The sequence below is a fragment of the Streptomyces sp. NPDC058674 genome (assembly GCF_042716505.1).
Classification (GTDB): Bacteria; Actinomycetota; Actinomycetes; order Streptomycetales; family Streptomycetaceae; genus Streptomyces.
The window spans coordinates 1-21,437 of record NZ_JBHXSC010000022.1; the positions used below are offsets into that span (position 1 = coordinate 1).

The following is a 21,437-nucleotide window of genomic DNA, read 5'->3' on the forward strand; positions in this document are numbered from 1 at the left end:
GGTCCGGAGCGCGCCGCGCCGTCGGCCGGCGCGCGCCGCGGCGCCGCGTGCGGCCCCCCAGCCCGACCCCGGCCCCCGGCAGCCCCGACCTCGGCCCCCACCCGCCCCCGCCCCCGGTCCCGGGCGGCCCCGCCCCCGGTCCCCGGCGGCCCCCGGGTCGGCCGGGCGCCGGTGGCCGTCGCCGCAGGCGGGTTCCGGCCGTGCGCTCCGGGCCCGCCGAGGGCCCGGGAGACGCCGCCGCAGGCGGGATCGCGTTTCGGACGTTCCTCCGCCGGCCCGTGGCACCCGGTGCATAGGGGCGCGTACAGCGGGTAGGGACAGGTGCATCGTCTCTCGCTCGCGTATACGTCGTCAGGAGTAGACCGTGCCGCATCCGCCGCATCAGTCCCTGCAGGCAGCCGCCGCCCAGAGCCTTCACGGGCGCCCGGCCGCCGTGCCGAAGCCGCGGGTGCCGGCCAGGGCCGAGGACGGGCCCTGGCACGCGGAGGCGGTCTGCCGCCGCGACGAGGCGGGACTGTTCTTCGCGCCGTCCAAGGAGCCGACCGCGGCCCGGCTCTCCCGGGAGGAGGCCGCCAAGCGCGTCTGCGCCCGCTGCCCGGTGATGGTCGCCTGCCGCGAGCACGCCCTGCTCCAGCCCGAGCCGTACGGCGTCTGGGGCGGGCTCACCGCCGCCGAGCGGCGCGTGGTCCTGGCCCGGATGCGCCGTCGGTCCGCCGAGCTCCGCCAGGCCGCGGCGGGCGCCGGTCCGATCGCCGCGGCGGGCTGAGGAGGCGGAGCCCGCCCGCGGCCGCTCCGGGGCGCGCGGAGCCCCGTACCGGCCAGCCGATCAGCCAACCGGTGGGCCCGCCGCGACCGCCCGGACCGGCACGACGACCCGTACCCGAGCCTTCCGCACACACGCCGGAGGGGCGGTCACCGCCGCACGCGGTGGCCGCCCCTCCGGCGTGCCGTGTCCGGCCGGGCTACTTGGCCCGGTCGAAGTCGATCGCGCTGTACGCACGCAGCTTCGAGAGCCGGTGCGTCGAGTCGATCTGGCGGATCGTGCCCGACTTCGAGCGCATGACCAGCGAGGACGTGGTCGCGGTCTCCGAGCGGTAGTGGACGCCGCGCAGCAGCTCGCCGTCCGTGATGCCGGTGGCGACGAAGAAGACGTTCTCGCCGGACACCAGGTCGTTCGTGTGCAGGACCCGGTCCAGGTCGTGCCCCGCGTCAAGGGCCTTCTGGCGCTCGGCCTCGTCCTTGGGCCACAGCTTGCCCTGGATCGTGCCGCCGAGGCACTTTATGGCGCACGCCGAGATGATGCCCTCGGGGGTGCCGCCGATGCCGAGGAGCAGGTCCACGCCGGTGCCCTCACGCACGGCCATGACCGACCCCGCGACGTCGCCGTCCGAGATGAACTTGATCCGCGCGCCGGTCTCGCGGATCTCCTTGACGATGCCCTCGTGGCGCGGGCGGTCCAGGATGACCACGGTGACGTCCTCGACGGCCATGTTCTTGGCCTTCGCGACGCGGCGGATGTTGACCGACGCGGGGGCGTTGATGTCGACGAAGTCGGCCGCCTCCGGGCCCGTGACCAGCTTCTCCATGTAGAAGACGGCCGACGGGTCGAACATGGTGCCGCGGTCGGCGGCGGCCAGTACGGCGATGGCGTTCGGCATGCCCTTGGCGTTCAGGGTGGTGCCGTCGATGGGGTCCACGGCGATGTCGACCTCGGCACCGGTGCCGTCACCGACCCGCTCGCCGTTGAAGAGCATGGGGGCTTCGTCCTTCTCCCCCTCGCCGATGACGACGACGCCGTTCATCGAGACGGTGGAGATCAGGGTCCGCATCGCGTTGACCGCGGCGCCGTCCGCGCCGAGCTTGTCACCGCGGCCGACCCACCGGCCCGCGGCCATGGCGGCGGCCTCGGTGACCCGGACCAGTTCGAGGGCGAGGTTGCGGTCGGGGGCTTCGGGGGAGACTTCGAGCTGGGGCGGCAGGTTGTGCTCGGTCATCGGAGCGCACCTTTCTGTACGACGACGGCCGGGATGTGAGGGTGCCCGAACTCTATCGGTACGTCGACATATTGAGCAGGCCGGGGCACGTATGAGCGGGATATCGGTCAGCCGATTGGCCAGTGCGGACGTCTTGTGGCCCGCTCCCGCCCGCCGGGCCCCCGGCGCGCGCCCGCTCGGGGCCACCCCGGCGGTGATCGCCGCCGGCCATGCGGGACGATGGTCCCGTGGCAGGTATGAAAGGCAAGCAGACGGTCTGGGACATGGTCCGGTCGCTGGGGGTGATCGGCCTCGTCGTGGCGGGGATCTATCTCTTCATCCCCCATGACGAGAAGGCCGATCCGACGCGCACGGTCGACTACCGGGTGGAGACGATCACGGCGCGCCGTGCGGCCCCGTACCCCCTGGCGGTCCCGGTCGGGCTCCCGGCGGAGTGGCGCGCGACCTCGGTGACGTACGAACGCAAAAACGCCGACGCGTGGCACCTGGGCTTCCTGGACCCGAAGCAGGAGTACGTGGCGCTGGAGCAGTCCACCGACGTCTCCGTGAAGTACCTGGGCCGGGTCACCCAGCAGGCGAAGGCCACCGGGCAGACGCAGCAGGTCGGCGACGCGGCCTGGGAGCGCTGGGAGGGCGAGAAGTACGACGCCCTCGTCAAGCAGGACCAGGGCTTCGTCACGGTGGTGACCGGTACGGCTTCCTTCGAGCAGCTCGGCGCGATGGCGTCGGCGCTGGAGTTCAAGCAGGGCGCCACGGCCGGCGGGTAGCAGCCGGCAACCGCGGCGGCGCCCCGTGCGGGTGGCCTGCCGCCGGGCTCGGCCGTCTTCGCGGCGACGGCGCGATGCGTACGCCGAAGAGGCCGCGCACTCCGGAATCCCGGGGGGCGCGGCCTCTTCGGCGTACGGCGGCGGGCGCCGTCCGCACTCAGACGGTGGTGATGACCTGGTCGAACTCCAGGCGCGGGGAGCGCGGGAAACCGACGGCGTCCTCGCCCGGCTTGCCGATGTTGACGACCATCAGCGGGGTGTGGTCGGCGTCCAGGAACTCCTTCTGGATGCCGCCGAAGTCGGCGCCGGTCATCGGGCCGGCGGCCAGGCCGGCGGCGCGGACGCCGACGATGAAGTACGCGGCCTGCAGCGCGGCGTTCAGCAGCGCGGACTGCTCGCGGACCGGACGCTCGGCGAAGAAGAGGTCCTTGGCCTGCGGGAAGTGCGGGAGCAGGGTCGGGAGCTCCTCGTGGAACTCGTTGTCCGCGGAGAGGATCGCGACGAGCGGCGCGGCCGCGGTCTTGGCCTGGTTGCCCTCGGCGAGGTGCTTCACGAGACGCTCACGGGCCTCGGGGGAGCGGACCAGGGTGATGCGCAGCGGGGTCTGGTTGAAAGCGGTGGGGCCGTACTTCACCAGGTCGTAGATCGCCTGGACCTGCTCCTCGGTGACCGGCTCGTCGGAGAACGAGTTGGCCGTGCGGGCCTCGCGGAACAGCAGGTCCTGCGCGGCGGGGTCGAGAACGAGAGACATCGGAAAGCCTTCTTCCATACGGAGGTGAAGCGGTGGAGCGATGTCCCCGACTCTACGGCAAAAGTAGGTGAACGTTCAACTAAGCCGGTCCGACGGTGACCGGGATCACTCCCCGTCGGCCGCCTCCCGCGCCGCGAGCGCCGAGTCAAGGCGGGCCCTGGCCCCCTCCAGCCAGTGCCGGCAGACCTTCGCGAGTTCCTCGCCGCGCTCCCAGAGCGCGAGCGAGTCCTCCAGCGAGGTGCCGCCCGCCTCCAGCTTGCGGACGACCTCGATGAGCTCGTCGCGGGCCTGCTCGTATCCCAATGCCGTCTCGGCCTCAGCCATTCCCGTTTCCACCCTAGGTTCGTTGTCCGACGCGTTCGTTGCGGCAGTGTGTCGTCATTCGGAAGCCGGTGCGGCGGCGGCGGGCGCCGCGGCCTCCCCGGCCCCTCTGGCCCCTCCGGCCCCGGCGGCCGGGTCGTCGGCCCGTACGGAGAAGGAGCCCTCCGCCACCCGTGCGCGCAGCACCTCGCCCCCCGAGACCTCCTCCGGCGAGCGGACCACGTGCCCGTCGGCCCGCTGGAGCACGGCGTACCCGCGCTCCAGGGTCGCCGCCGGGGACAGCGCCACCACACGCGCCAGGGTGTGCGAGAGCTCCGAGTCGGCCCGGTCCAGCAGGTGCCCGAGCGTGCGGCGGCTGCGGGCCAGCAGCGCGTCCACCTCGTCCTCCCGGGTCTCCACCATCCGCTGCGGGTGGACGAAAACCGGCCGGGCCAGGGCGTGTGCCAGTCCGCGCTCCTCCCGGTCGAGCAGCCCGCGGACCGCACGCAGCCCCCGGTCCTGCAGCTGGCGCACCCGCTCCAGCTCCTCGCCCACGTCCGGGACGACCTTCTTCGCCGCGTCCGTGGGCGTCGAGGCCCGCAGGTCCGCGACCAGGTCCAGCAGCGGGGAGTCCGGCTCGTGGCCGATGGCCGAGACCACCGGGGTGCGGGCGGCGGCGACCGTGCGGACGACCTCCTCGTCGGAGAAGGGCAGCAGGTCCTCCACGCTGCCGCCGCCGCGCGCCACGATGATCACGTCCACCTCGTCCAGCGCGTCGAGCTCCCTGACCGCCCGGATCACCTGGGGCACCGCGTGCACCCCCTGGACGGCCACGTTGCGCACCTCGAAGCGGACCGCCGGCCAGCGCCGCCGGGCGTTCTCCAGTACGTCGCGCTCGGCCGCCGAGGCCCGGCCGACCACCAGCCCGACCAGCTGCGGCAGGAACGGCAGCGGCTTCTTGCGGTCCAGGGCGAACAGCCCCTCCGCGGCGAGGGCCCGCTTGAGCCGCTCCAGCCGGGCCAGCAGCTCGCCGATGCCCACGGGCCGTATCTCGGTGGCCCGCAGGGACAGCTGGCCGCGCGGGGCGTACCACTCCGGTTTGGCCAGGACGACGACCCGCGCACCCTCCGAGACGGCGTCCGCCACCTCGTCGTAGACCTGGCGGTAGCAGGTCACGCCGACCGAGATGTCGTGCGAGGGGTCGCGCAGCGTCAGGAAGACCACCCCCGCCCCCGGCCGCCGCGAGAGCTGCGTGATCTGCCCCTCCACCCACACCTGGCCGAGCTTGTCGATCCAGCCCCCGATGAGCCGGGACACCTGGCCTACCGGCAGCGGCGCCTCGGCCGACGTATTCAGACCCATGCGCGCAGGCTATCCGGCCCTGCCGACACCCGTCCCCGCCTCCCGCCGGGGTGTCGCGGCCGCACGCCCGCCGGAGCCGCGGCCCGAGCCGTGCCCGGGGCGCGGCGGTGGCCTCCGCCCGAACCGCTTACCTAGCCGCCGGGGCCGCGGCCCGGACCGGCACCCGGACCGCCCAGGCCGCCGCCCGTACCGCCGCCCAAGCCGCCCGCATCGCCGCCCAAGCCGCCTGGGCCGCCGCCCGCATCGCCGTCCGGGCGCGGGCCGGGGCGTCCGCGCTGGGCGAAGAGCACGCCCAGGCCCACCGCCAGCCACACCGCCCCCACCAGCTGCGCCGTCCACGAGGCCTCGACGATCACCGCCACGGTCACCGCCGCGCCCAGCACCGGCGCCACCAGGTGCTTCAGCCAGTCCGGCTCGCCCCCGCGCCGCTTGACCACGAACCAGCCCACCACCGACGCGTGCAGCAGCGTGAAGGCGACCAGCGCCCCGACGGACACCACCGAGACCAGGTGGTCGAGCCCGTCGTCGCGTCGGGCCGCCCACACCGCCGCCACCAGGGTGATCGCGGCCGCCACCAGGAGCGCCGGGCGCGGGGTGCCGCCGGAGGTCCGCGCCAGCGCCCGCGGCAGCCGCCGCTCGCGCGCCATCGCGAACAGCAGCCGGCCGGCCGCCGCCTGCCCGGCCAGCGCCGCGAAGGCCGCCCCGATCGCCTTGCTGGCCGCGACCAGGTCGTGCAGCCACGGACCCGCCGCCGACTCCACGGTGGTGTAGAAGGCCGGCCCCTGCGCGCCCGGGTTCGCCGCCAGCTCCGCCGAGGAGACCGGCGTCAGCAGCGCCGCCAGGTAGGTCTGGGCGACGAACAGCACCCCCGTCAGCGCCAGGCAGAACAGCACCGCCCGCGCCACCCTCGCGCTGCCGCCCGTCACCTCCTCGGCGAAGGAGGCGATGGCGTCGAAGCCCAGGTACGACAGGACCGCGACCGACACCGCCCCGAGCACCGCCGCGAAGGAGAAGCCCAGCGAGCCGTCACCGGTCAGCGGGGACAGCCAGCCGCGCTGCGCCCCGCCCCCGGCCAGCGCGGTCACCGCGGCGACCAGGAAGACGAGCAGGACCACGACCTCCAGGGCCAGCACCGCGAAGCCCACCCGCGCCGCCGCCCGTACGCCCCACAGGTTCAGCAGGGTGGTGACCACGACGGCCAGCGCCGTCCACACCCACCGCGACACCTCCGGGACCAGGGCGTTCATCGCGATCCCCGAGAACAGGTACGCGACCGCCGGGATCAGCAGGTAGTCGAGCATCGCCATCCACCCGGCGATCAGCCCCGGCCCCTCGCCCAGGCCCTTGCGGGCGTACGTGAAGACCGACCCGGCCTGCGGGGCCACCCGCACCATCTGCGCGTAGCTGTAGGCCGTCAGGGCCATCGCGAGGGTCGCGACGAGGTAGACGAGGGCGACGGCTCCGTGCGACGCGGCGTCCAGCGTGCCGAACACGCCGACCGGGGCCATCGGCGCGATGAACAGGAGCCCGTACACGACGAGGTCCCGGAAGCCGAGGGACCGCCTCAGCGCGGCGGGCGCCGCCTTGCTGGAATCCGTAGCGGACGCCATCCGTCCTCCGGGCGATGGGCGGGACACGCTTTCGGCCAAGTCTGTGCCGAACGGGCGGCCCGCGGCCTCCCGGGGACCCCCGTACGATGGACCGCATGACTGCTGCCGCCCCCGCTCCCGCTTCCCGCCGCGTCCTGCTCGCCGCACCCCGCGGCTACTGCGCGGGCGTGGACCGAGCCGTGATCGCTGTCGAGAAGGCCCTCGAGCAGTACGGTGCGCCGGTCTACGTCCGCCACGAGATCGTGCACAACAAGTACGTCGTCCAGACGCTGGAGAAGAAGGGCGCCGTCTTCGTCGAGCGGACGGAGGAGGTCCCCGAGGGCTCCATCGTGATGTTCTCCGCGCACGGCGTGGCGCCGGTGGTGCACGAGGAGGCCGCGCGCGGCAGGCTCGCGACGATCGACGCGACGTGCCCCCTGGTCACCAAGGTGCACAAGGAGGCGATCCGGTACGCCAACGAGGACTTCGACATCCTCCTCATCGGCCACGAGGGCCACGAGGAGGTCATCGGCACCTCCGGCGAGGCCCCGGACCACATCACCGTCGTGGACGGCCCGGACGACGTGGCGAACGTCGAGGTGCGCGACGAGTCGAAGGTCGTCTGGCTCTCCCAGACCACCCTCTCCGTCGACGAGACGATGGAGACGGTCGGCGCGCTGAAGGCGAAGTTCCCGCTGCTGGTCTCGCCGCCCAGCGACGACATCTGCTACGCCACCTCGAACCGGCAGGCCGCCGTCAAGGTGATGGGCGCCGACTCCGACCTGGTCATCGTGGTCGGCTCCAAGAACTCCTCGAACTCGATCCGCCTGGTCGAGGTCGCCCTCGACGCCGGCGCGCGCGCCGCGCACCTCGTGGACTTCGCGAGCGAGATCGACGAGGCCTGGCTGGAGGGCGTCACCACGGTCGGTCTGACCTCGGGCGCCTCGGTGCCGGAGGTATTGGTCGAGGAAGTGCTGGATTACCTCGCGACGCGCGGGTATGCGGACGTGGAGATCGTCAAGACGGCCGAGGAGTCGATCGTCTTCTCGCTGCCGAAGGAGCTGCGCCGCGATCTTCGGGCGGAAGCCGCGGAACTGGTCGCCGACCGCTAACTCGTTTCGTACGGTATGTCCATGCAGATCATGGGTGTGGACATCGGCGGTTCCGGTATCAAGGGTGCCCCTGTGGACCTTGACCGAGGCGACCTCGCGCAGGAGCGCCACAAAGTACTGACCCCGCAGCCGGCCACCCCCGACGAGGTGGCCGGCTGTGTCGCGGAGGTGGTCCGCGCGTTCTCCTGGACCGGCCCGGTCGGGGTCACCTTCCCGGGGGTGGTCACGGGCGGCGTCACCCGTTCGGCGGCGAACGTCGACAGGAGCTGGATCGGCCTCGACGCGGCGGCCCTCCTCTCGCGCGAGCTGGGCGGCCTGCCTGTCACGGTCCTCAACGACGCGGACGCGGCGGGCGTCGCCGAGATGACGTACGGGGCCGGGCGCGGCCGGGGCGGCACGGTCATCCTGCTCACCCTCGGCACGGGCATCGGCAGCGCCCTGTTCACGGACGGGCGCCTCGTCCCGAATTCGGAGCTGGGCCACCTGGAGCTGAAGGGGCACGACGCGGAGAAGCGGGCGTCGGTGAAGGCGAAGGAGGACGGGGACCTCAGCTGGGAGCACTGGGCCCACCGCCTGCAGAAGTACCTGGAGCACGTGGAGATGCTCTTCTCCCCGGACCTCTTCATCCTGGGCGGCGGCGTCAGCCGCAAGCCGGAGAAGTTCCTGCCCCTGATCGAGGGCATCCGGGCCGAGATCGTCCCGGCGAAACTGCAGAACAACGCGGGCATCGTCGGGGCGGCGATGGCGGCGAAGGAGTAGTACTAGCCGTACTGCCTCGGGAGCCGGCGGCGGCCGATCAGCACGGCCTTGCGCACGACGACGATCAGCGCCGCCGCCAGCGTCCCCGCGTACAGCCAGCCGGCGTGCAGGGACAGCGCGGAGACCAGCCCCATCAGATGCCCGCCGAAGCCGCCGGAGCCGCCCGAGATGGGCCACACTCCGGCGGCGAAGGCGATCGGGGCGGTGATCGGCGCGGTGATCAGGTCGGCGGGCCGCACCCACAGGGCGGTGGCGGCCGCGACGGGCGGGAAGAGCAGCCCGTAGACGAAGAGCGAGGCGTCGAACAGCAGCCAGGACACCCCGCAGGCCAGCGCCATGGCGGCGCACGCGAACAGCCCGCCGCCGAGCCCGGTCAGCCGGGGCCGTGGCAGCCGCCGCGCGGCCGCGAGCCGCGGCCCGCGGCCCTGGAGGGGCGGCACGGCGGCACGCGGCCGCCGGCGCTGCGCCGGAGGTCGCTGCGGGTGAGGGGCCGGTCGCGTCCTGTATTGCTCCACCCCACCAAACTAGGCGGGAGGCCCCTCGGATCCGGCCCCGGACACGCGTACATCCACTGCCTCTCATCGGAAAGTAAACTGTCCGATGGCCCGCACCCGGGCCGCCGCCCCTCCACTACGGGAAGTCGCCAACGTGTCGCTCACGATCGGAATCGTCGGCCTGCCGAATGTCGGCAAGTCGACCCTGTTCAACGCCCTGACCAAGAACGACGTGCTGGCGGCCAACTACCCGTTCGCCACCATCGAGCCGAACGTCGGCGTCGTCGGCGTCCCGGACAAGCGCCTGGCCGTCCTCGCCGGCATCTTCAGCTCTCAGAAGGTCCTCCCGGCGACCGTCGACTTCGTCGACATCGCGGGCATCGTCCGCGGCGCCTCGGAGGGCGAGGGCCTGGGCAACAAGTTCCTCGCGAACATCCGCGAGTCGGACGCGATCTGCCAGGTCATCCGCGCCTTCAAGGACGAGAACGTCGTCCACGTCGACGGCAAGGTCTCGCCGAAGGACGACATCGAGACGATCAACACCGAGCTGATCCTCGCCGACCTCCAGTCCATCGAGAAGGCGGAGCCGCGCCTGACGAAGGAGTCCCGCCTCCAGAAGGAGAAGGTCGCGGTCCTGGCCGCGGTCGTCGAGGCCAAGAAGATCCTCGAAGCCGGCGACACCCTCTTCTCCAAGGGCATCGCGAAGGGCACGGAGAAGGGCGACCTCCTCCACGAGCTGCACCTGCTCACGACGAAGCCCTTCCTCTACGTGTTCAACGTGGACGAGGACGAGCTGACGGACGACGCCTTCAAGGCGGAGCAGAGCGCCCTAGTCGCCCCGGCGGAGGCGATCTTCCTGAACGCCAAGCTGGAGGCGGAGCTCGTCGAGCTCGAGGACGACGAGGCCCTCGAACTCCTCCAGTCGGTCGGCCAGGACGAGCCGGGCATGGCCACCCTGGGCCGCGTCGGCTTCGCCACGCTGGGCCTGCAGACGTACCTGACGGCCGGCCCGAAGGAAACGCGCGCCTGGACGATCAAGCAGGGCGCGACCGCCCCGGAGGCCGCGGGCGTCATCCACACGGACTTCCAGCGCGGCTTCATCAAGGCCGAGGTCATCTCCTTCGCGGACCTGGTCGAATGCGGCTCGGTGGCCGAGGCCCGCGCGAAGGGCAAGGCCCGCATGGAGGGCAAGGAATACGTCATGCAGGACGGCGACGTGGTGGAGTTCCGCTTCAACGTGTAATACGCCACACCACATCGCTGACCTGGTAAACATCCAGGTCTGAAGGGGTCCACCTGTCGGGGTGGGCCCCTAGCTTTTCACCGTGCTGGATAGGTGCTGGATAATCTGACACCTCGTCACCCGTCATCACCCGCACCGTGCTGGATGGATGTCCCGCGTGCCCACGCGCTACCACCTGTCCGGCCGACGCGCGTACGCAGGGCTGGGCGGCTACCGTGATCAGTAGGGGATCAACACGTCGATGAGGCGAATCAGCTATGGCCTCTCATCCACGGCTGCTGGCAGCCGTTGTCTTGACCCTGCTGGCAATTGCGGGTTGCGAAGGTGACGGAGAACCCCAGGGCAGCCCTCTCTCGGACGCGTATGAGTCGGCTGAAAGCAGCTTGGAGCGGTTCACTCTGCAACCGTTGAACCCTTCACTGCCGCCCGTCGCTCCGACAGGGCAGCCCTCGGCTGCACCCCTGCCGAGCGCCGGGATGCAGTACCCCCTCACCCAGCAACAGGCGCTTGACCTGCTCAGCGCTGGGACGGCCGTCGCGGGTCGGGTCGGAAACCAAGGGAGCGAAGGCGTCGCGAGAAAGACAACGGAAAGGGTGTACGAGAACCAGCAGGTCCGCCGCACCGAGTGCCCATACGAGTACGACGCATCTAAAGGTGAGGAAGTCCAGAAGTGCCACGATGACTACGTCACCGAAAAGGTGCCGGTCGATCGGCCGGCTTACACGGTTTCCCTTCTCACGCCCGGCCGCTGGGTCTCGGAACTCACATTCCCGACAGCTGAGCAGGCCATCGCCCAGATCGCCGAGTACGGTGCGACAGCGTGGCGCACAAGCTAGAGAGGCGCCAGCGCACTTGTCGGCCGGACTGTCATGGGACGCCACGGGAGGAGGGGGGGAGTACCGAGACATTCCGATGCCTCCTTTTATCGGGCACGAGATCGACGAGCACGCCGCAGCGTGGGTCCTGATCCCTTGGGCTCGAGACCAAGAGCGGCAAGAAGAAGGTCGTCGAAGTCCTCGTCGCCCCTCGGGAGCGGGGCAAGGGAATCATGCCTGCGGCTTCGACCTACGGGTACCGCTGGCGGAAGGCCCTCAAGGCTGCTGGCCTCGTCAATGCAGACGGCAGTCCGAAGTACACCCCACACAGCCTTCGGCACTTCTTCGCCTCGACTGCCCTGACGAATGGCGTTCCGATCCACGAGGTCTCACGCTGGCTCGGCCACAAGTCGATCAACCGCCGTCGTCACCTACGGCCACTTGGTCCCCGAGGCGTGGGACCGCTGCCGCGACATCATGCAGAAGGCCGTGCGGCCCGTGCCCGTACAGGTGCCGACCCGAGGCTCCAGGCTCGTCTGAGGGATACGGCAGGATGGTGTGATGGGCGGTCCGTGCTTGGTTCACCGACTTGGCTCAGCACGAGGGGCGGAAGGGCGGCTCGCATGTCTAGGCTGAAATCCAGACCTGCGGCATCGGAGTACCCATGGCCCTGAGCATTGCAGATCAGCAAGATGCAGCGGACCTTGCGGCCGCCTCTACCCAGCTCCTAGGGCTGGACGTCATCTGGACGACAGGTTTCGAGCAGGGCGTCCCGGAAGGTAAGACGCCAGCATCCAGCGATCTCATCAAGGTGGGCCTGGGCATGGCCACCCAGCTTGGGAAGATTCACAAGGGGGTGCCGCTTCTCAAGCGTTTCGCCGACGAACTTGAGGTCGCACTCCTGGCGCAGAGTGGTCATACGAAAGACTGGACTTTGGGTATTGACCCCTTGGATGTACCTGGACTTCTCCGCGAGGCGGTGAAGCATGTGGATGACCACGCAACCGAAGAGATCAGCACCCTCCTTGCCAAGGCCGAGAGATTGGAGGGAGGGCAGGCTGTGCAGGGCGACCTGCCACGCAGGATGCGTGGTGCCATCTACCTCCTGTGTGCAGCCGTGACGGTGGGACTGGGGGCGTTCGCCACCGTGTGTGGCGGACCGGCTGGAATCGGGTTCGGCTTCGCCGGCGCAGTAGTAGCAGCCGCACTCTTCAGTCAGGGGCTTAGCGACTTTCACGCGTGATGGGGCGCGGGTGCTGGATGTGCTGGATGAACTCGCACCGTGCTGGATGGGTGCTGGATATTCTGACGTGGGGTCAGTGGTGCTTCAGGTCTCGTAGACGGTAGAGCGATGTCCCACGTGAACGACCCAAACGACCAGTTCCCCGTTGTCGATTGTGTAGACGACGCGGTAGTCGCCGACCCGTAGGCGGCGACGCTCCGGCTGGGACACGAGTGCGGTGGTGTTGAAGCCGAGGGGGTCGGTCTCCAGCTCGGTCAGCTTGGCCAGGATGCGCAGCGCCATGTCGCGAGGGATCTTCCGAAGCTCGGCCTGGGCCTCGGGCCGGAAGACGGTTCGGTACTCACTCACCGCGTGCCAGCGTCTCCCTCATGATGTCCTCGATCGGGATACCGGGTGCCGGGTTGGCCATGCGCTCGTCGATGATCCGGTTGATCTCGCGCTCTTCCCACTGCTGGTACTTGCGCAGGATTTCGATGGAGACGACGGCGGCGACTTCCTTGCCGCGGCGCGTGATTACCGTGGGTACATCGTCGCGGTCTGCGCGCTCCACCACCTCCGCCAGGTGTGCTCGCACGTCGCGAATGGACTCTATGGGCAGCGGCTGCGTCATGCGCTCAAGCGTACCGAGTGTTCCATGTGTACACAAGGTCGGGATTGGGTGCCCGGGCTCCGGCGCGGACGTGCGCGCTGGACGTGCTGGATGAATCTGCACGACGCCAGATTGGTGCTGGATGGCCACTTTTAGAACCGCGTTTCCGCAGGTCGGAGCCCTGTCTCGAACGTTCCGCTTCAACGTGTAGTCAGATCTGGCGAGTCCGACCCCTCCTGCATCCAGTGCTGACTTGGTGCCGACCTGCGGGGCGCCTTGCGGCGTGCACCTGTGCGGTTCTCGTGAGCTGCCGAACGCGGACTGTTACTTTCATTGGGCGGTTGATATCCTGCGCCCAATGAAAGTATCGCCGAGTCTGCTCCCCATCCTCCGGTCCCGTATGCAAGGCGAGCTCCTCGCGCTCGTGCTCTTGCATCCGGAACGCGAGTACAGCATCTCCGAGCTCGCCGCTGACGTCGGAGTGACGCCTACCGCTGTCCTGCGGGAGGTTGACAGGTTGGCCGGCGGTGGCATCCTGACGGACCGGCGAGTGGGGCGCAGCCGTCTCGTCAAGGCCCGCACGGATACTCCGCTGTACCGTCCACTGAGCGAACTCATGTCCGTCTCCTTCGGCCCCGTGCCAGTGCTCACCGATGCGCTGGCGGGACTTGAACGGGTGGAGCGGGCCTATATCTACGGCTCTTGGGCCGCCCGGTACAACGGTGAGCCGGGGCCCCCGCCCGCCGATGTGGATGTCCTCGTTGTGGGTGCCCCCGACGCCGACGCGCTCTTCGACCTTGCCGAGGAGGCGTCGCGACGCCTGCGTCGTGAGGTCAACGTCCATCGGGTCTCCGTCGAGGCGTGGGAGGCCCGCACGGATGATCCGTTCCTCACCAGCGTTCGCGAACGCCCGCTGGTCCAACTGAATCTTGACGTGGAGGCGCAATGACGCGCTGGGATCAAGGCCGATCGACGATTGACGCGCTCATCGGTAGTGGCGGGCTTGAACGCGTGCCCGCTTCTCAGCCAGCCGCCGAGGCGGAGCTGGTCCGGGCGCGTACGCATGTCGGCTCCGCGCGGCAGTTGGCGGCCACGGACCCGGAGGGTGCGTACACACTGGCCTATGACGCCGCGCGCAGAGCGTTGGCCGCGGTATTGCAGAACCAGGGACTGCGCGCGACCAGCCGTGGTGGCCATACCGTCATCTACGAGTCCGTGCGGGCACAGCTCGACCCGCCGCTCGGGTCCATACTGCGCCCCTTCAACCGCATGCGAGCCCGGCGCAACGAAGTCGAGTACCGGTCGTCGGAGGCCCCCATCGTGACGCCGGAGGAGGTCACGGCCGACTTGGCGAAGGTGGAGGCGCTCATCGAGCTCGCGGAGAAGGCCATCCCGAACATGCCGCGTTACTGAGGCGCTGATCGGCTGCCCGGACTTCGCAGGGCATGAATAATCGGCGCATGGACGTCGTCGGGATACTCGAAGCCGCCTCGCTGCTTGTGCCCGGAGGCGTCGTCACCGACAACGACATCACGGTCTCCGACGTCTGGGACTACCTCACGCACGACGAGTGAGAGGTGACGCTCGATCTGCTCCAGGAGCTGAGTGACGGATGGACCGCGCCGCCAGGCTTCTGGGGGGAGATGGAGCGCGCGGCGGGAATGCTGGACTCGAATGGAGCCGTGAGTGGTGCTGGTGGCGGGGTGCCGAGACGCGGGTGGGAGTCATCCGGGCTGAACTTGCACTCCGCCCGGCCGGGCAGGCGCTCCGGCGTACGCCGATCCTCGGCGCTGGGGTGCTGCGACCGATGCGGGACATCGGCAACCGGAAGGACGGCGGAGCGCCCGAACTGGACATCGCCCGGGTGTGGGTCGAGCTCGCTCCTGACCTCCCGCCTGGCGCTCGGGCTCCGGTGCGCCTCTTGCCCCTGAACCCTGTGCGGTGGAGGCGCCTCACCCTGGGTGATCGGATCACGCTGTACGAGTGTGGCCGGCGGGACAGCGTCGATCTTGGAGGTCCGACTCTCGGAACCGCAGGGGGAGCGTCCTGTGTGGACGACCCAGACCACCAGCTCTCCGTTGTCGATCGTGTAGACGACGCGGTAGTCGGCGACGCGCAGACGGCGGCGCTCGTGCTGGGACACGAGTGCGGTGGTGTTCGGGGCGGCGTGAGCTTGTCGAGGGCCAGGCTGACCTCGAAGGGCACCGGGCGTTGGAGGGTGCCCCGGAAGACTCCGGCGGGCGCGTAGGCGCCGGTGGGTTCGTCGAGCTCGTAGACGTGCACGACGGGCGCCCCGGCCTCGTCCTCGACGCACCAGTAGTGCGGGATGCCGGCCTCGGCGTACTTGCGGAGCTTTACGGTGCGATCGCGGTGGGCGGACTCGGGGGAGACGACCTCGATGACGAGCTGGACGTCTTCCGGCGCGAACCAGGTACGGTCACCGTCGAATTCGGCCGTCGTCACCAGCAGGTCCGGTTCGGGGCGGTTGCGCGGGTCGAGCTTGATGGTCATCTCGCGGCCGATTCTGGTGTCGGCAGGCACCTGCTCCATGAGTGCGACGGTGAGCATGGTGACGAGGTGGCCGTGCCACCACCTCTGGGGCGACGTCATGAAGACGAGGGCTCCGTCGATCAGCTCGGTGTGGCGGGGTGCCTCGGGGAGGCGGTCGAGGTCCTCCGCGAACCAGCCTTCCGCGCGCGGTGGGCGCACCCAGGCGGGGAGTCCGGTCATGAGGCAACCCTGGCGATCGAGGGGGTTGCGAGGCGCGTCGTACCGGTGATCCGTACTCGGCGGACGGGTGTCGCGACGGGGCGGGCCCTCGGGGTCCGGCGGGGCTTCGCCCGGATGTGGAACTGGGCGGGCGGTTCGCGCATCAGGACTAGGGGATGCTCGTTCGCGCATCAGGACTCAGGGATGCCCATCTGCTCTGCCCCTCTCTCGGGGGCAGTCACGACCGTTCGGAGCGAAGTTCGTGCACGACCATCCGCAGCGCCCGCGGCCCGACGGCCGCCTCTCGGACGAGGACCCGCAGCAGGGACAGGCGGCGGCGCCGGGCCTGCCGTACCCGCCCATCCCGCCGCCGCCGGCTCCGGCACCGCCGCCGGCACCGGGGGAGTCGTACGGAGAGTCGTACGGAGAGCCGTACGGGGGGCCGCCGCAGGCGCCCAAGCCCGTGCGGTCCGGGCGGTCCCGGCGCGTGGTGGGCCTCAGCGTGGGGCTCGCCCTCGCGCTCCTGCTCGGCGGCGGCGGCTTCGTCGCCTGGAAGCTGGAGTGGTTCTCCGGCAACGGCGGGACCGTGAGCTTCGGCAGGGACGCCGCCGCCCCGGCCCCCGCCCCCGCCCCCGCGGAGGAGAAGGTCCCGGCCGCCCCGACGCCCCCCGAGCCGTCCGGCAGCCCCGACGTGCTCATGCCGTCCGGCCCGAAGTCCGACTTCAAGCAGACCGCCCGGCTCGACGACGGCACGGTCATCGCCAGGACCCGCCTCGCAGGCGAGAAGTCCGGCTTCACGGGCGACGTGTGGGTGTGGGCGCCCAAGGAGTACGACGACCCGAAGTACGCCCGGAGCGCCTTCCCGGTCCTCATCGCGCTCCCCGGCGGGAACGGCTTCCCGGCCAACTACTGGTCCGACCGGAGCCTCGGTCTCCAGAAGGCCGTCAGTGAAGGCGTCAAGGCCGGCACCAGCCTGCCGTTCATCGTGATCATGCCGGTGCTCAACCCGGACGCCAGGTACTACTACGACGGCTCCGACATACCCGGCCGGGCCAAGATGGGCACCTGGATCGCCGAGGACGTCCCCGCCTTCACGCGGGCCAACTTCCGGACCTACGCGTCGCGCGACGGCTGGGCCCTCATGGGCTCCTCGTCCGGGGCCTTCGTGGGCATGAAGACGGTGCTGCAGCACCCGGACAAGTTCAAGGCCGTGATCGCCAGCGGCGGCGAGATCGTCCCCGACTCCCCGCTCTGGAAGGGCCACCAGGCGGAGATGGACGCGAACAACCCCGAGAAGCTCGCCCGGAAGCTGATCGACGGCAACGGCCCCGAGGTCCACATCAACTTCCAGATCGGTACCAGGGAGACCGGGAAGGAGCGGATCGTGCTGTTCCAGCAGCAGTACGGCAAGGGCCCGGTCAGGACGACCCTCCGCGAGATCCAGAACGGCGAGCACAACGGCTGGCACTACGTCCGGGGCATGAAGGAGGGCTCCCTGGAGTGGATCAGCAAGGTGCTCAGGGGTCCCGAGCCCGACACCGCCGGCTGACCCCGTGGCGCTCGCCACCTCACGCCCGTCCCAGGCAACCTCTTGCGTCGTTCATACCTCTGTAAAGGGTGTAAGGGGGGACCGATCGGTCCGACCCGCGCCCGGAAGCGGGCGCCGGAGAAGGAACGGGACACATCCGTGCAGCATGACCAGCAAGGCGACGGCAGCCCCCTGACCCAGGGCGGCCGTCGCCCCCAGAACCTGCGCCGGCTTCTGATCGGCAGCACGCTCACCGTCGCCCTCGTCGCCGCGGGCGGCGCGGCGGCCTACAAGTACGGCCTCTTCTCGGACGTGGGGGACCCGGTCTCCTTCGGGAAGGTCCAGGAGAACACCGCGGCGGCGTCGGACGTCCCCGACGCCGCCGACGTCCCCGACGCACCCGGTGTCCGGCCGGGCGTACGGATGCCCACCGGGCCCGCCGCCGCGTTCACCCGCACCAGCAGGCTGCCGGACGGCACCCAGATCGCCGTGGCCACCGTCACCGGCAGGAAGTCCGGCTTCACGGGCGACGTGTGGGTGTGGGCGCCCAAGGAGTACGACGACCCGAGGTACGCCAAGAGCGCCTTCCCGGTCCTGATCTCCCTGCCCGGCGGCCGCGGCTACCCCACGAACTACTGGGGCACCGGCCCCGGCCTCGGCCTGCAGAAGGCCGTGAGCGACGGGGTGCGGGCCGGCACCAGCCTGCCCTTCGTCCTCGTCATGCCGGTGATCAACGCCGACACCAAACACCACTTCGACGGCTCGGACATCCCCGGAGAGCCCAGGATGGGCACCTGGATGGCCGATGACGTGCCGGATTTCGCGAAGGCCAATTTCCGGACCTTCACCTCCCGCGACGGATGGGCTTTCATGGGCTCCTCCTCGGGCGGATTCGGCGCGTTCAAACACGTCCTGAAGTACCCCGAGCGCTTCAAGGCGGCCATCGCGAGCGGGGTCGACATCGTCCCCGACTCCCCGCTGTGGAAGGGGAACACGCAGGCCATGGACGCGAACAACCCGGAGAAGCTCGCCGAGAAGCTGATCGCCGCGGGCGGCCCGGACGTCTACGTCAACTTCCAGATCGGCACCGCCGAGGGCGGCCGCGACAAGGCCGAGAAGTTCATGAAGGAGTACGGGAGGGGCCCCGTGCACACCCGGCTCCAGGTGATCCAGGATGGTGAGCACAACGGAAAGTCGTACGTACGCGGCATGAGGGAGGGCTCCTTGGAGTGGATCAGCAAGGTGATGGCGGCGCCGACACCCGACCCCGACGTGCGATGAGCACGGTGGTGAAGGGGGCGTCGGCCGCTGCCGCCGCGGGGATCGCGGCGGTGTTCGCCGTCGCCTTCGTCGAGGCGCCGGGGGACCGGCCGGTGCACCCCTTCCCCACCGTCGGCGTGCTCACGGCCAACGGTGAGCACTGGTGCACGGCCAGCGTCGTCGACAGCCCGAAGGGCAACGTCGTCGCCACCGCCGCCCACTGTGTGGCCCCGGCCGGCGAGGACGGGCGGCCCGGCGAGGTCGCCCACGACGGCCTCGCCATCGGAGAGCTCGCCTTCGCCCCCGCCTTCTCCGGCGAGGGCTCGGGAAGCCGGCCGCTGGGCGTCTGGAAGGTCCGCTCGATCCACGTGGACGAGCGCTGGACGAAGTGGGGCGAGGAGACCGCGGACTTCGCCTTCCTCACCGTCGCCGACGATGCCGACGGGCGCAGCGTCCAGGAGGCCGTGGGCGGCCGGGACGAGGCGCCCTCCCCCGACTGGACCTCCGGCTACGACCGGGACGTGACCGTCGTCGGCTATCCGGAGTCCGAGCACAACCCGGAGGACAAGCCGGTCTCCTGCACCACGCAGACCCGCCACGACGAGGACGACCCCGACATGCTGTACATCAGCTGCGCCGGCTTCTGGACGGGCACCAGCGGCAGCCCCTGGATCGCCGACCGGGGCGCCCCGGGCCGCCCCGGACAGCTGATCGGAGTGCTGAGCGGCGGGGACACGGACGTGGACTCCACCGCCGCGCTCTTCGACGAGCACGCCAAGGCCCTGTACGAGCGGGCGTCCCGGGGCTGAACCCCGGGGCCGCCCCTACCGCGCGCGGTAGGGGCGCACGGCCGGGCGTACGGGGGCCCGAGCCCCGGCCGGCCGCGCGTACGGTGCGGGAACCGGCCCCGGCCGCGTAGGGCCCGGGCCCTGCCTACGTGCGGCGCTCCGTGCCGACGATCACGCCCACCGCCGCGCACACGACCGCTCCGCCCAGCAGGATCGGCCAGGTCAGGGCCTCGTCGAGGATCAGCGCACCCAGCGCCACGGCCACCACCGGATTGACGTACGCGTACGTGGCGACCAGCGACAGCGGAGCCGACTGGAGCAGCCACACGTACGCGGTGAAGCCGACGAGCGAGCCGAAGAGGACCAGGTAGCCAAGGGCCAGCCAGGACGCGGCGGAGAAGGCCGCCGGGTCCAGGCCGCGGTGCTCGCCCCGCAGCAGGCCGACGACGACGCCGCCGACCCCGCCCGCGAGCATCTGGTAGGCGCTGCCGGTGAAGGGGTTGCCCGGCAGGTCGAGCTTGGACGAGGAGAAGGAGCCCAGCGACCACAGCACCGAGGCCGCCAGCACGAGCAGCACCCCCGTGAGGCGTACGTCGCCGCTGAACCCCGGGCTGGTCAGCACGGTGAGCCCGGCGAGGCCGAGCAGCACCCCGGCCAGGGTGCGCGGCGGCGGCCGGTCCCCGGTGCTCGCGCGCAGCACCACCAGCCACATCGGCACCGCCGCGACCAAGAGGGCGGCGAGGCCGGAGGGCACGTCGGTCTCGGCGAGCACGACCAGGCCGTTGCCGCCGAGGACCAGCAGCAGCCCGACCAGGACGGCGGAGCCGAGCTGGGCGCGGGTGGCCCGCAGCGCGGCGGGGCCGTACCGCCAGGCGACGGCGGCGGCCAGGAGCAGGCCCGCGGTGATGAAGCGGGCCCCCGCGGACAGGAACGGCGGCATCGTCTCGACGACGATCCGGATGCCGAGGTAGGTCGAGCCCCAGACGACGTAGACGAGGGTCAGCGCGGTCCAGACGGCGCCGGCGGTCCTGCCGGGCCGGGCGGTCCTGCCGGGCGGGGGGTCGGCGGGCGCGGGCCGTGTCGGAGAGGGCGTGGGCATGCGAGACCGGCTCCCGGGGTCCTCGGCGGGTGCGGGCTTGCGGGGCCTCATCCCTTGAGCAGGGCGTTCAGCTCGCCGTACGGGACGGACTGCGCGAGGGACCCGTAGGTTCCGTCGGCGAGGAGCTCCTCGGTGGCGCGGCGGACGACGGCGTACGCGGCTCCGGCGACCCAGGAGCCGAGGCTGACCCGGGAGACGCCGAGACCGCCCAGGGCGGCGACGGAGGGGGCGCCGGGGCCGACGAGGACGTTCAGCGGGGCGTCGATCCCCTCGGCGAGCTCGGCGACGGTGGCCGGGTCGGTCACGCCGGGCACGAAGACGCCGGAGGCGCCGGCCCGGAGGTACGCGGCCGCGCGGGCGAGGGTCTCGTCGAGGCGGGTGGCGGGGTCGCCGAGGCCGAGGAGGAACGTGTCGACGCGGGCGTTGACGTACAGCGGGACCCCGGCGGCGTCGGCGGCGGCGCGGGCCGCGGCCAGGCGCTCCGCGTGCTCGGCGGGGGAGCGGGTGCCGTCCTCGATGTTGATGCCGACCGCGCCGGCGGCCAGCACGCCGCGGACGGTCTCGCCGACGGCGGCGGCGTCGGCGCCGAAGCCGCCCTCGATGTCGGCGGTGACGGGTACGGAGACGGCGGCGGCCACGCGGGCGATGAGGTCCAGGGCCCGGTCGCGGGCGAGCGCGTCACCGTCGGGGGAGCCGAGGGACCAGGCGACGCCGGCACTGGTGGTGGCGACGGCGGCTGCGCCGGCGGCCTCGACGAGGCGGGCGCTGGCCACGTCCCAGGCGTTGGCGAGGGCGAGGGGGGAGGCGGGGGTGTGCAGGTCCGCGAAGGCGGTGGCGCGGGCGGCGAGGGTGGCGGTGGCGGCGGGGTTCGGAGTCATGGGGCCCACTCCACCAGACGGGCGGGGCGGGGGCTCGCGGTTTTCCGCCGTGACGCATGCCGTGGGCCCCGGCCGGGGGCTGGGCCCGGGCCCACCGCGGGGCTCCGGCCCGGACCCCGCGCCTCAAACGCCGGCGGGGCTGGTTTCGGGCCCCGGC

Annotated in this window: 23 protein-coding genes and 2 pseudogenes; 13 read left to right on the top strand and 12 right to left on the bottom strand. The window is 71.3% G+C overall.

Annotated features, from left to right (window positions below; translation table 11 throughout):
• The first annotated feature begins 364 nt into the window (after positions 1–364).
• Positions 365–766, top strand: a complete 402-nt coding sequence (locus ACFWU6_RS14020) for a WhiB family transcriptional regulator (RefSeq protein ID WP_383798216.1) — start codon at positions 365–367, stop codon at positions 764–766.
• Between the two features lie 196 nt (positions 767–962).
• Here the strand turns inward: ACFWU6_RS14020 and glpX are convergent, their stop codons facing one another.
• A complete protein-coding gene (glpX, locus tag ACFWU6_RS14025; RefSeq protein WP_383798213.1) occupies positions 963–1,994 on the bottom strand; it encodes a class II fructose-bisphosphatase in 1,032 nt (343 codons plus the stop codon).
• Between the two features lie 236 nt (positions 1,995–2,230).
• Here glpX and ACFWU6_RS14030 point away from each other — a divergent pair, with 236 nt between their 5' ends.
• Complete coding sequence (locus ACFWU6_RS14030) at positions 2,231–2,761, top strand: DUF4245 domain-containing protein (protein ID WP_383798256.1); 531 nt, start codon at positions 2,231–2,233, stop codon at positions 2,759–2,761.
• Between the two features lie 157 nt (positions 2,762–2,918).
• Here ACFWU6_RS14030 and ACFWU6_RS14035 read toward each other — a convergent pair whose 3' ends face one another.
• The 4 genes from ACFWU6_RS14035 to ACFWU6_RS14050 all read right to left on the bottom strand — a co-directional run bounded on the left by ACFWU6_RS14035 (position 2,919) and on the right by ACFWU6_RS14050 (position 6,784).
• Entirely contained in the window at positions 2,919–3,512 is a 594-nt protein-coding gene (locus ACFWU6_RS14035) for a malonic semialdehyde reductase (RefSeq protein WP_383798210.1), read from the bottom strand.
• 105 nt (positions 3,513–3,617) lie between these two features.
• Positions 3,618–3,836, bottom strand: coding sequence for an exodeoxyribonuclease VII small subunit (locus tag ACFWU6_RS14040; RefSeq protein ID WP_383981002.1), 219 nt, complete (start codon positions 3,834–3,836; stop codon positions 3,618–3,620).
• A gap of 54 nt (positions 3,837–3,890) precedes the next feature.
• Positions 3,891–5,174 carry an exodeoxyribonuclease VII large subunit gene (gene xseA, locus ACFWU6_RS14045; protein ID WP_383798206.1) on the bottom strand — a complete coding sequence of 428 codons (1,284 nt, stop codon included), beginning with the start codon at positions 5,172–5,174 and terminating at the stop codon, positions 3,891–3,893.
• Between the two features lie 131 nt (positions 5,175–5,305).
• Positions 5,306–6,784 (bottom strand): APC family permease, encoded by a 1,479-nt coding sequence (locus tag ACFWU6_RS14050; protein WP_383981004.1) that lies wholly within the window; start codon positions 6,782–6,784, stop codon positions 5,306–5,308.
• An 86-nt stretch (positions 6,785–6,870) separates the two neighbouring features.
• Between ACFWU6_RS14050 and ACFWU6_RS14055 the strand changes: the two genes are divergently transcribed.
• Positions 6,871–7,875: a 4-hydroxy-3-methylbut-2-enyl diphosphate reductase gene (locus tag ACFWU6_RS14055; protein ID WP_383798200.1), complete on the top strand. Its 1,005-nt coding sequence runs from the start codon at positions 6,871–6,873 to the stop codon at positions 7,873–7,875.
• Positions 7,876–7,896: 21 nt separating this feature from the next.
• Positions 7,897–8,634: a polyphosphate--glucose phosphotransferase gene (gene ppgK / locus ACFWU6_RS14060; RefSeq protein WP_383981006.1), complete on the top strand. Its 738-nt coding sequence runs from the start codon at positions 7,897–7,899 to the stop codon at positions 8,632–8,634.
• A gap of 2 nt (positions 8,635–8,636) precedes the next feature.
• Here the strand turns inward: ppgK and ACFWU6_RS14065 are convergent, their stop codons facing one another.
• Positions 8,637–9,149, bottom strand: coding sequence for a DUF6542 domain-containing protein (locus tag ACFWU6_RS14065; RefSeq protein WP_383798194.1), 513 nt, complete (start codon positions 9,147–9,149; stop codon positions 8,637–8,639).
• Between the two features lie 133 nt (positions 9,150–9,282).
• Between ACFWU6_RS14065 and ychF the strand changes: the two genes are divergently transcribed.
• The 4 genes from ychF (at position 9,283) to ACFWU6_RS14085 (ending at position 12,429) form a co-directional block, all read left to right on the top strand.
• Positions 9,283–10,371 (top strand): redox-regulated ATPase YchF, encoded by a 1,089-nt coding sequence (ychF, locus tag ACFWU6_RS14070; RefSeq protein WP_383798253.1) that lies wholly within the window; start codon positions 9,283–9,285, stop codon positions 10,369–10,371.
• Positions 10,372–10,847: 476 nt separating this feature from the next.
• Entirely contained in the window at positions 10,848–11,207 is a 360-nt protein-coding gene (locus tag ACFWU6_RS14075; protein ID WP_383981007.1) for a hypothetical protein, read from the top strand.
• 212 nt (positions 11,208–11,419) lie between these two features.
• Positions 11,420–11,860: a tyrosine-type recombinase/integrase gene (locus tag ACFWU6_RS14080; protein ID WP_383981009.1), complete on the top strand. Its 441-nt coding sequence runs from the start codon at positions 11,420–11,422 to the stop codon at positions 11,858–11,860.
• A complete protein-coding gene (locus ACFWU6_RS14085) occupies positions 11,851–12,429 on the top strand; it encodes a hypothetical protein (protein ID WP_383981011.1) in 579 nt (192 codons plus the stop codon). Before ACFWU6_RS14080 ends, ACFWU6_RS14085 begins: the two co-directional genes overlap by 10 nt.
• Positions 12,430–12,513: 84 nt before the next feature.
• Here ACFWU6_RS14085 and ACFWU6_RS14090 read toward each other — a convergent pair whose 3' ends face one another.
• Both ACFWU6_RS14090 and ACFWU6_RS14095 read right to left on the bottom strand, forming a co-directional pair.
• The gene (locus ACFWU6_RS14090) at positions 12,514–12,777 is read right to left on the bottom strand and encodes a type II toxin-antitoxin system RelE/ParE family toxin (RefSeq protein WP_054221840.1); all 264 of its coding nucleotides are present in this window, start codon (positions 12,775–12,777) and stop codon (positions 12,514–12,516) included.
• A complete protein-coding gene (locus ACFWU6_RS14095; RefSeq protein WP_383981013.1) occupies positions 12,770–13,039 on the bottom strand; it encodes a type II toxin-antitoxin system Phd/YefM family antitoxin in 270 nt (89 codons plus the stop codon). The genes ACFWU6_RS14090 and ACFWU6_RS14095 overlap by 8 nt, the downstream gene beginning before the upstream one ends.
• Before the next feature lie 379 nt (positions 13,040–13,418).
• Here ACFWU6_RS14095 and ACFWU6_RS14100 point away from each other — a divergent pair, with 379 nt between their 5' ends.
• Both ACFWU6_RS14100 and ACFWU6_RS14105 read left to right on the top strand, forming a co-directional pair.
• Positions 13,419–13,967 carry an ArsR family transcriptional regulator gene (locus ACFWU6_RS14100; RefSeq protein ID WP_383981014.1) on the top strand — a complete coding sequence of 183 codons (549 nt, stop codon included), beginning with the start codon at positions 13,419–13,421 and terminating at the stop codon, positions 13,965–13,967.
• The gene (locus ACFWU6_RS14105) at positions 13,964–14,431 is read left to right on the top strand and encodes a hypothetical protein (RefSeq protein ID WP_383981016.1); all 468 of its coding nucleotides are present in this window, start codon (positions 13,964–13,966) and stop codon (positions 14,429–14,431) included. The genes ACFWU6_RS14100 and ACFWU6_RS14105 overlap by 4 nt, the downstream gene beginning before the upstream one ends.
• A gap of 631 nt (positions 14,432–15,062) precedes the next feature.
• Here the strand turns inward: ACFWU6_RS14105 and ACFWU6_RS14110 are convergent.
• Both ACFWU6_RS14110 and ACFWU6_RS14115 read right to left on the bottom strand, forming a co-directional pair.
• Positions 15,063–15,176, bottom strand: a pseudogene (locus ACFWU6_RS14110) (type II toxin-antitoxin system RelE/ParE family toxin); the annotation flags it as partial.
• Positions 15,173–15,748 (bottom strand): annotated as a pseudogene (locus tag ACFWU6_RS14115) (Uma2 family endonuclease); the annotation flags it as partial. The pseudogenes ACFWU6_RS14110 and ACFWU6_RS14115, both read right to left, overlap by 4 nt.
• A 442-nt stretch (positions 15,749–16,190) precedes the next feature.
• On the opposite strand from ACFWU6_RS14115, the gene ACFWU6_RS14120 reads away from it, so the two are divergent.
• The 3 genes from ACFWU6_RS14120 to ACFWU6_RS14130 all read left to right on the top strand — a co-directional run bounded on the left by ACFWU6_RS14120 (position 16,191) and on the right by ACFWU6_RS14130 (position 19,324).
• A complete protein-coding gene (locus ACFWU6_RS14120) occupies positions 16,191–17,276 on the top strand; it encodes an alpha/beta hydrolase (RefSeq protein WP_383981057.1) in 1,086 nt (361 codons plus the stop codon).
• Between the two features lie 138 nt (positions 17,277–17,414).
• On the top strand, positions 17,415–18,536 hold the full coding sequence (locus ACFWU6_RS14125) for an alpha/beta hydrolase (protein WP_383798188.1): 1,122 nt from the start codon (positions 17,415–17,417) through the stop codon (positions 18,534–18,536).
• Positions 18,533–19,324, top strand: coding sequence for a trypsin-like serine peptidase (locus ACFWU6_RS14130; RefSeq protein WP_383798185.1), 792 nt, complete (start codon positions 18,533–18,535; stop codon positions 19,322–19,324). Before ACFWU6_RS14125 ends, ACFWU6_RS14130 begins: the two co-directional genes overlap by 4 nt.
• 124 nt (positions 19,325–19,448) lie before the next feature.
• Here the strand turns inward: ACFWU6_RS14130 and ACFWU6_RS14135 are convergent, their stop codons facing one another.
• Both ACFWU6_RS14135 and ACFWU6_RS14140 read right to left on the bottom strand, forming a co-directional pair.
• Entirely contained in the window at positions 19,449–20,402 is a 954-nt protein-coding gene (locus ACFWU6_RS14135; protein WP_383981017.1) for an EamA family transporter, read from the bottom strand.
• 47 nt (positions 20,403–20,449) lie between these two features.
• Positions 20,450–21,280, bottom strand: a complete 831-nt coding sequence (locus ACFWU6_RS14140; protein ID WP_383981019.1) for an isocitrate lyase/phosphoenolpyruvate mutase family protein — start codon at positions 21,278–21,280, stop codon at positions 20,450–20,452.
• Positions 21,281–21,437: the final 157 nt, after the last annotated feature.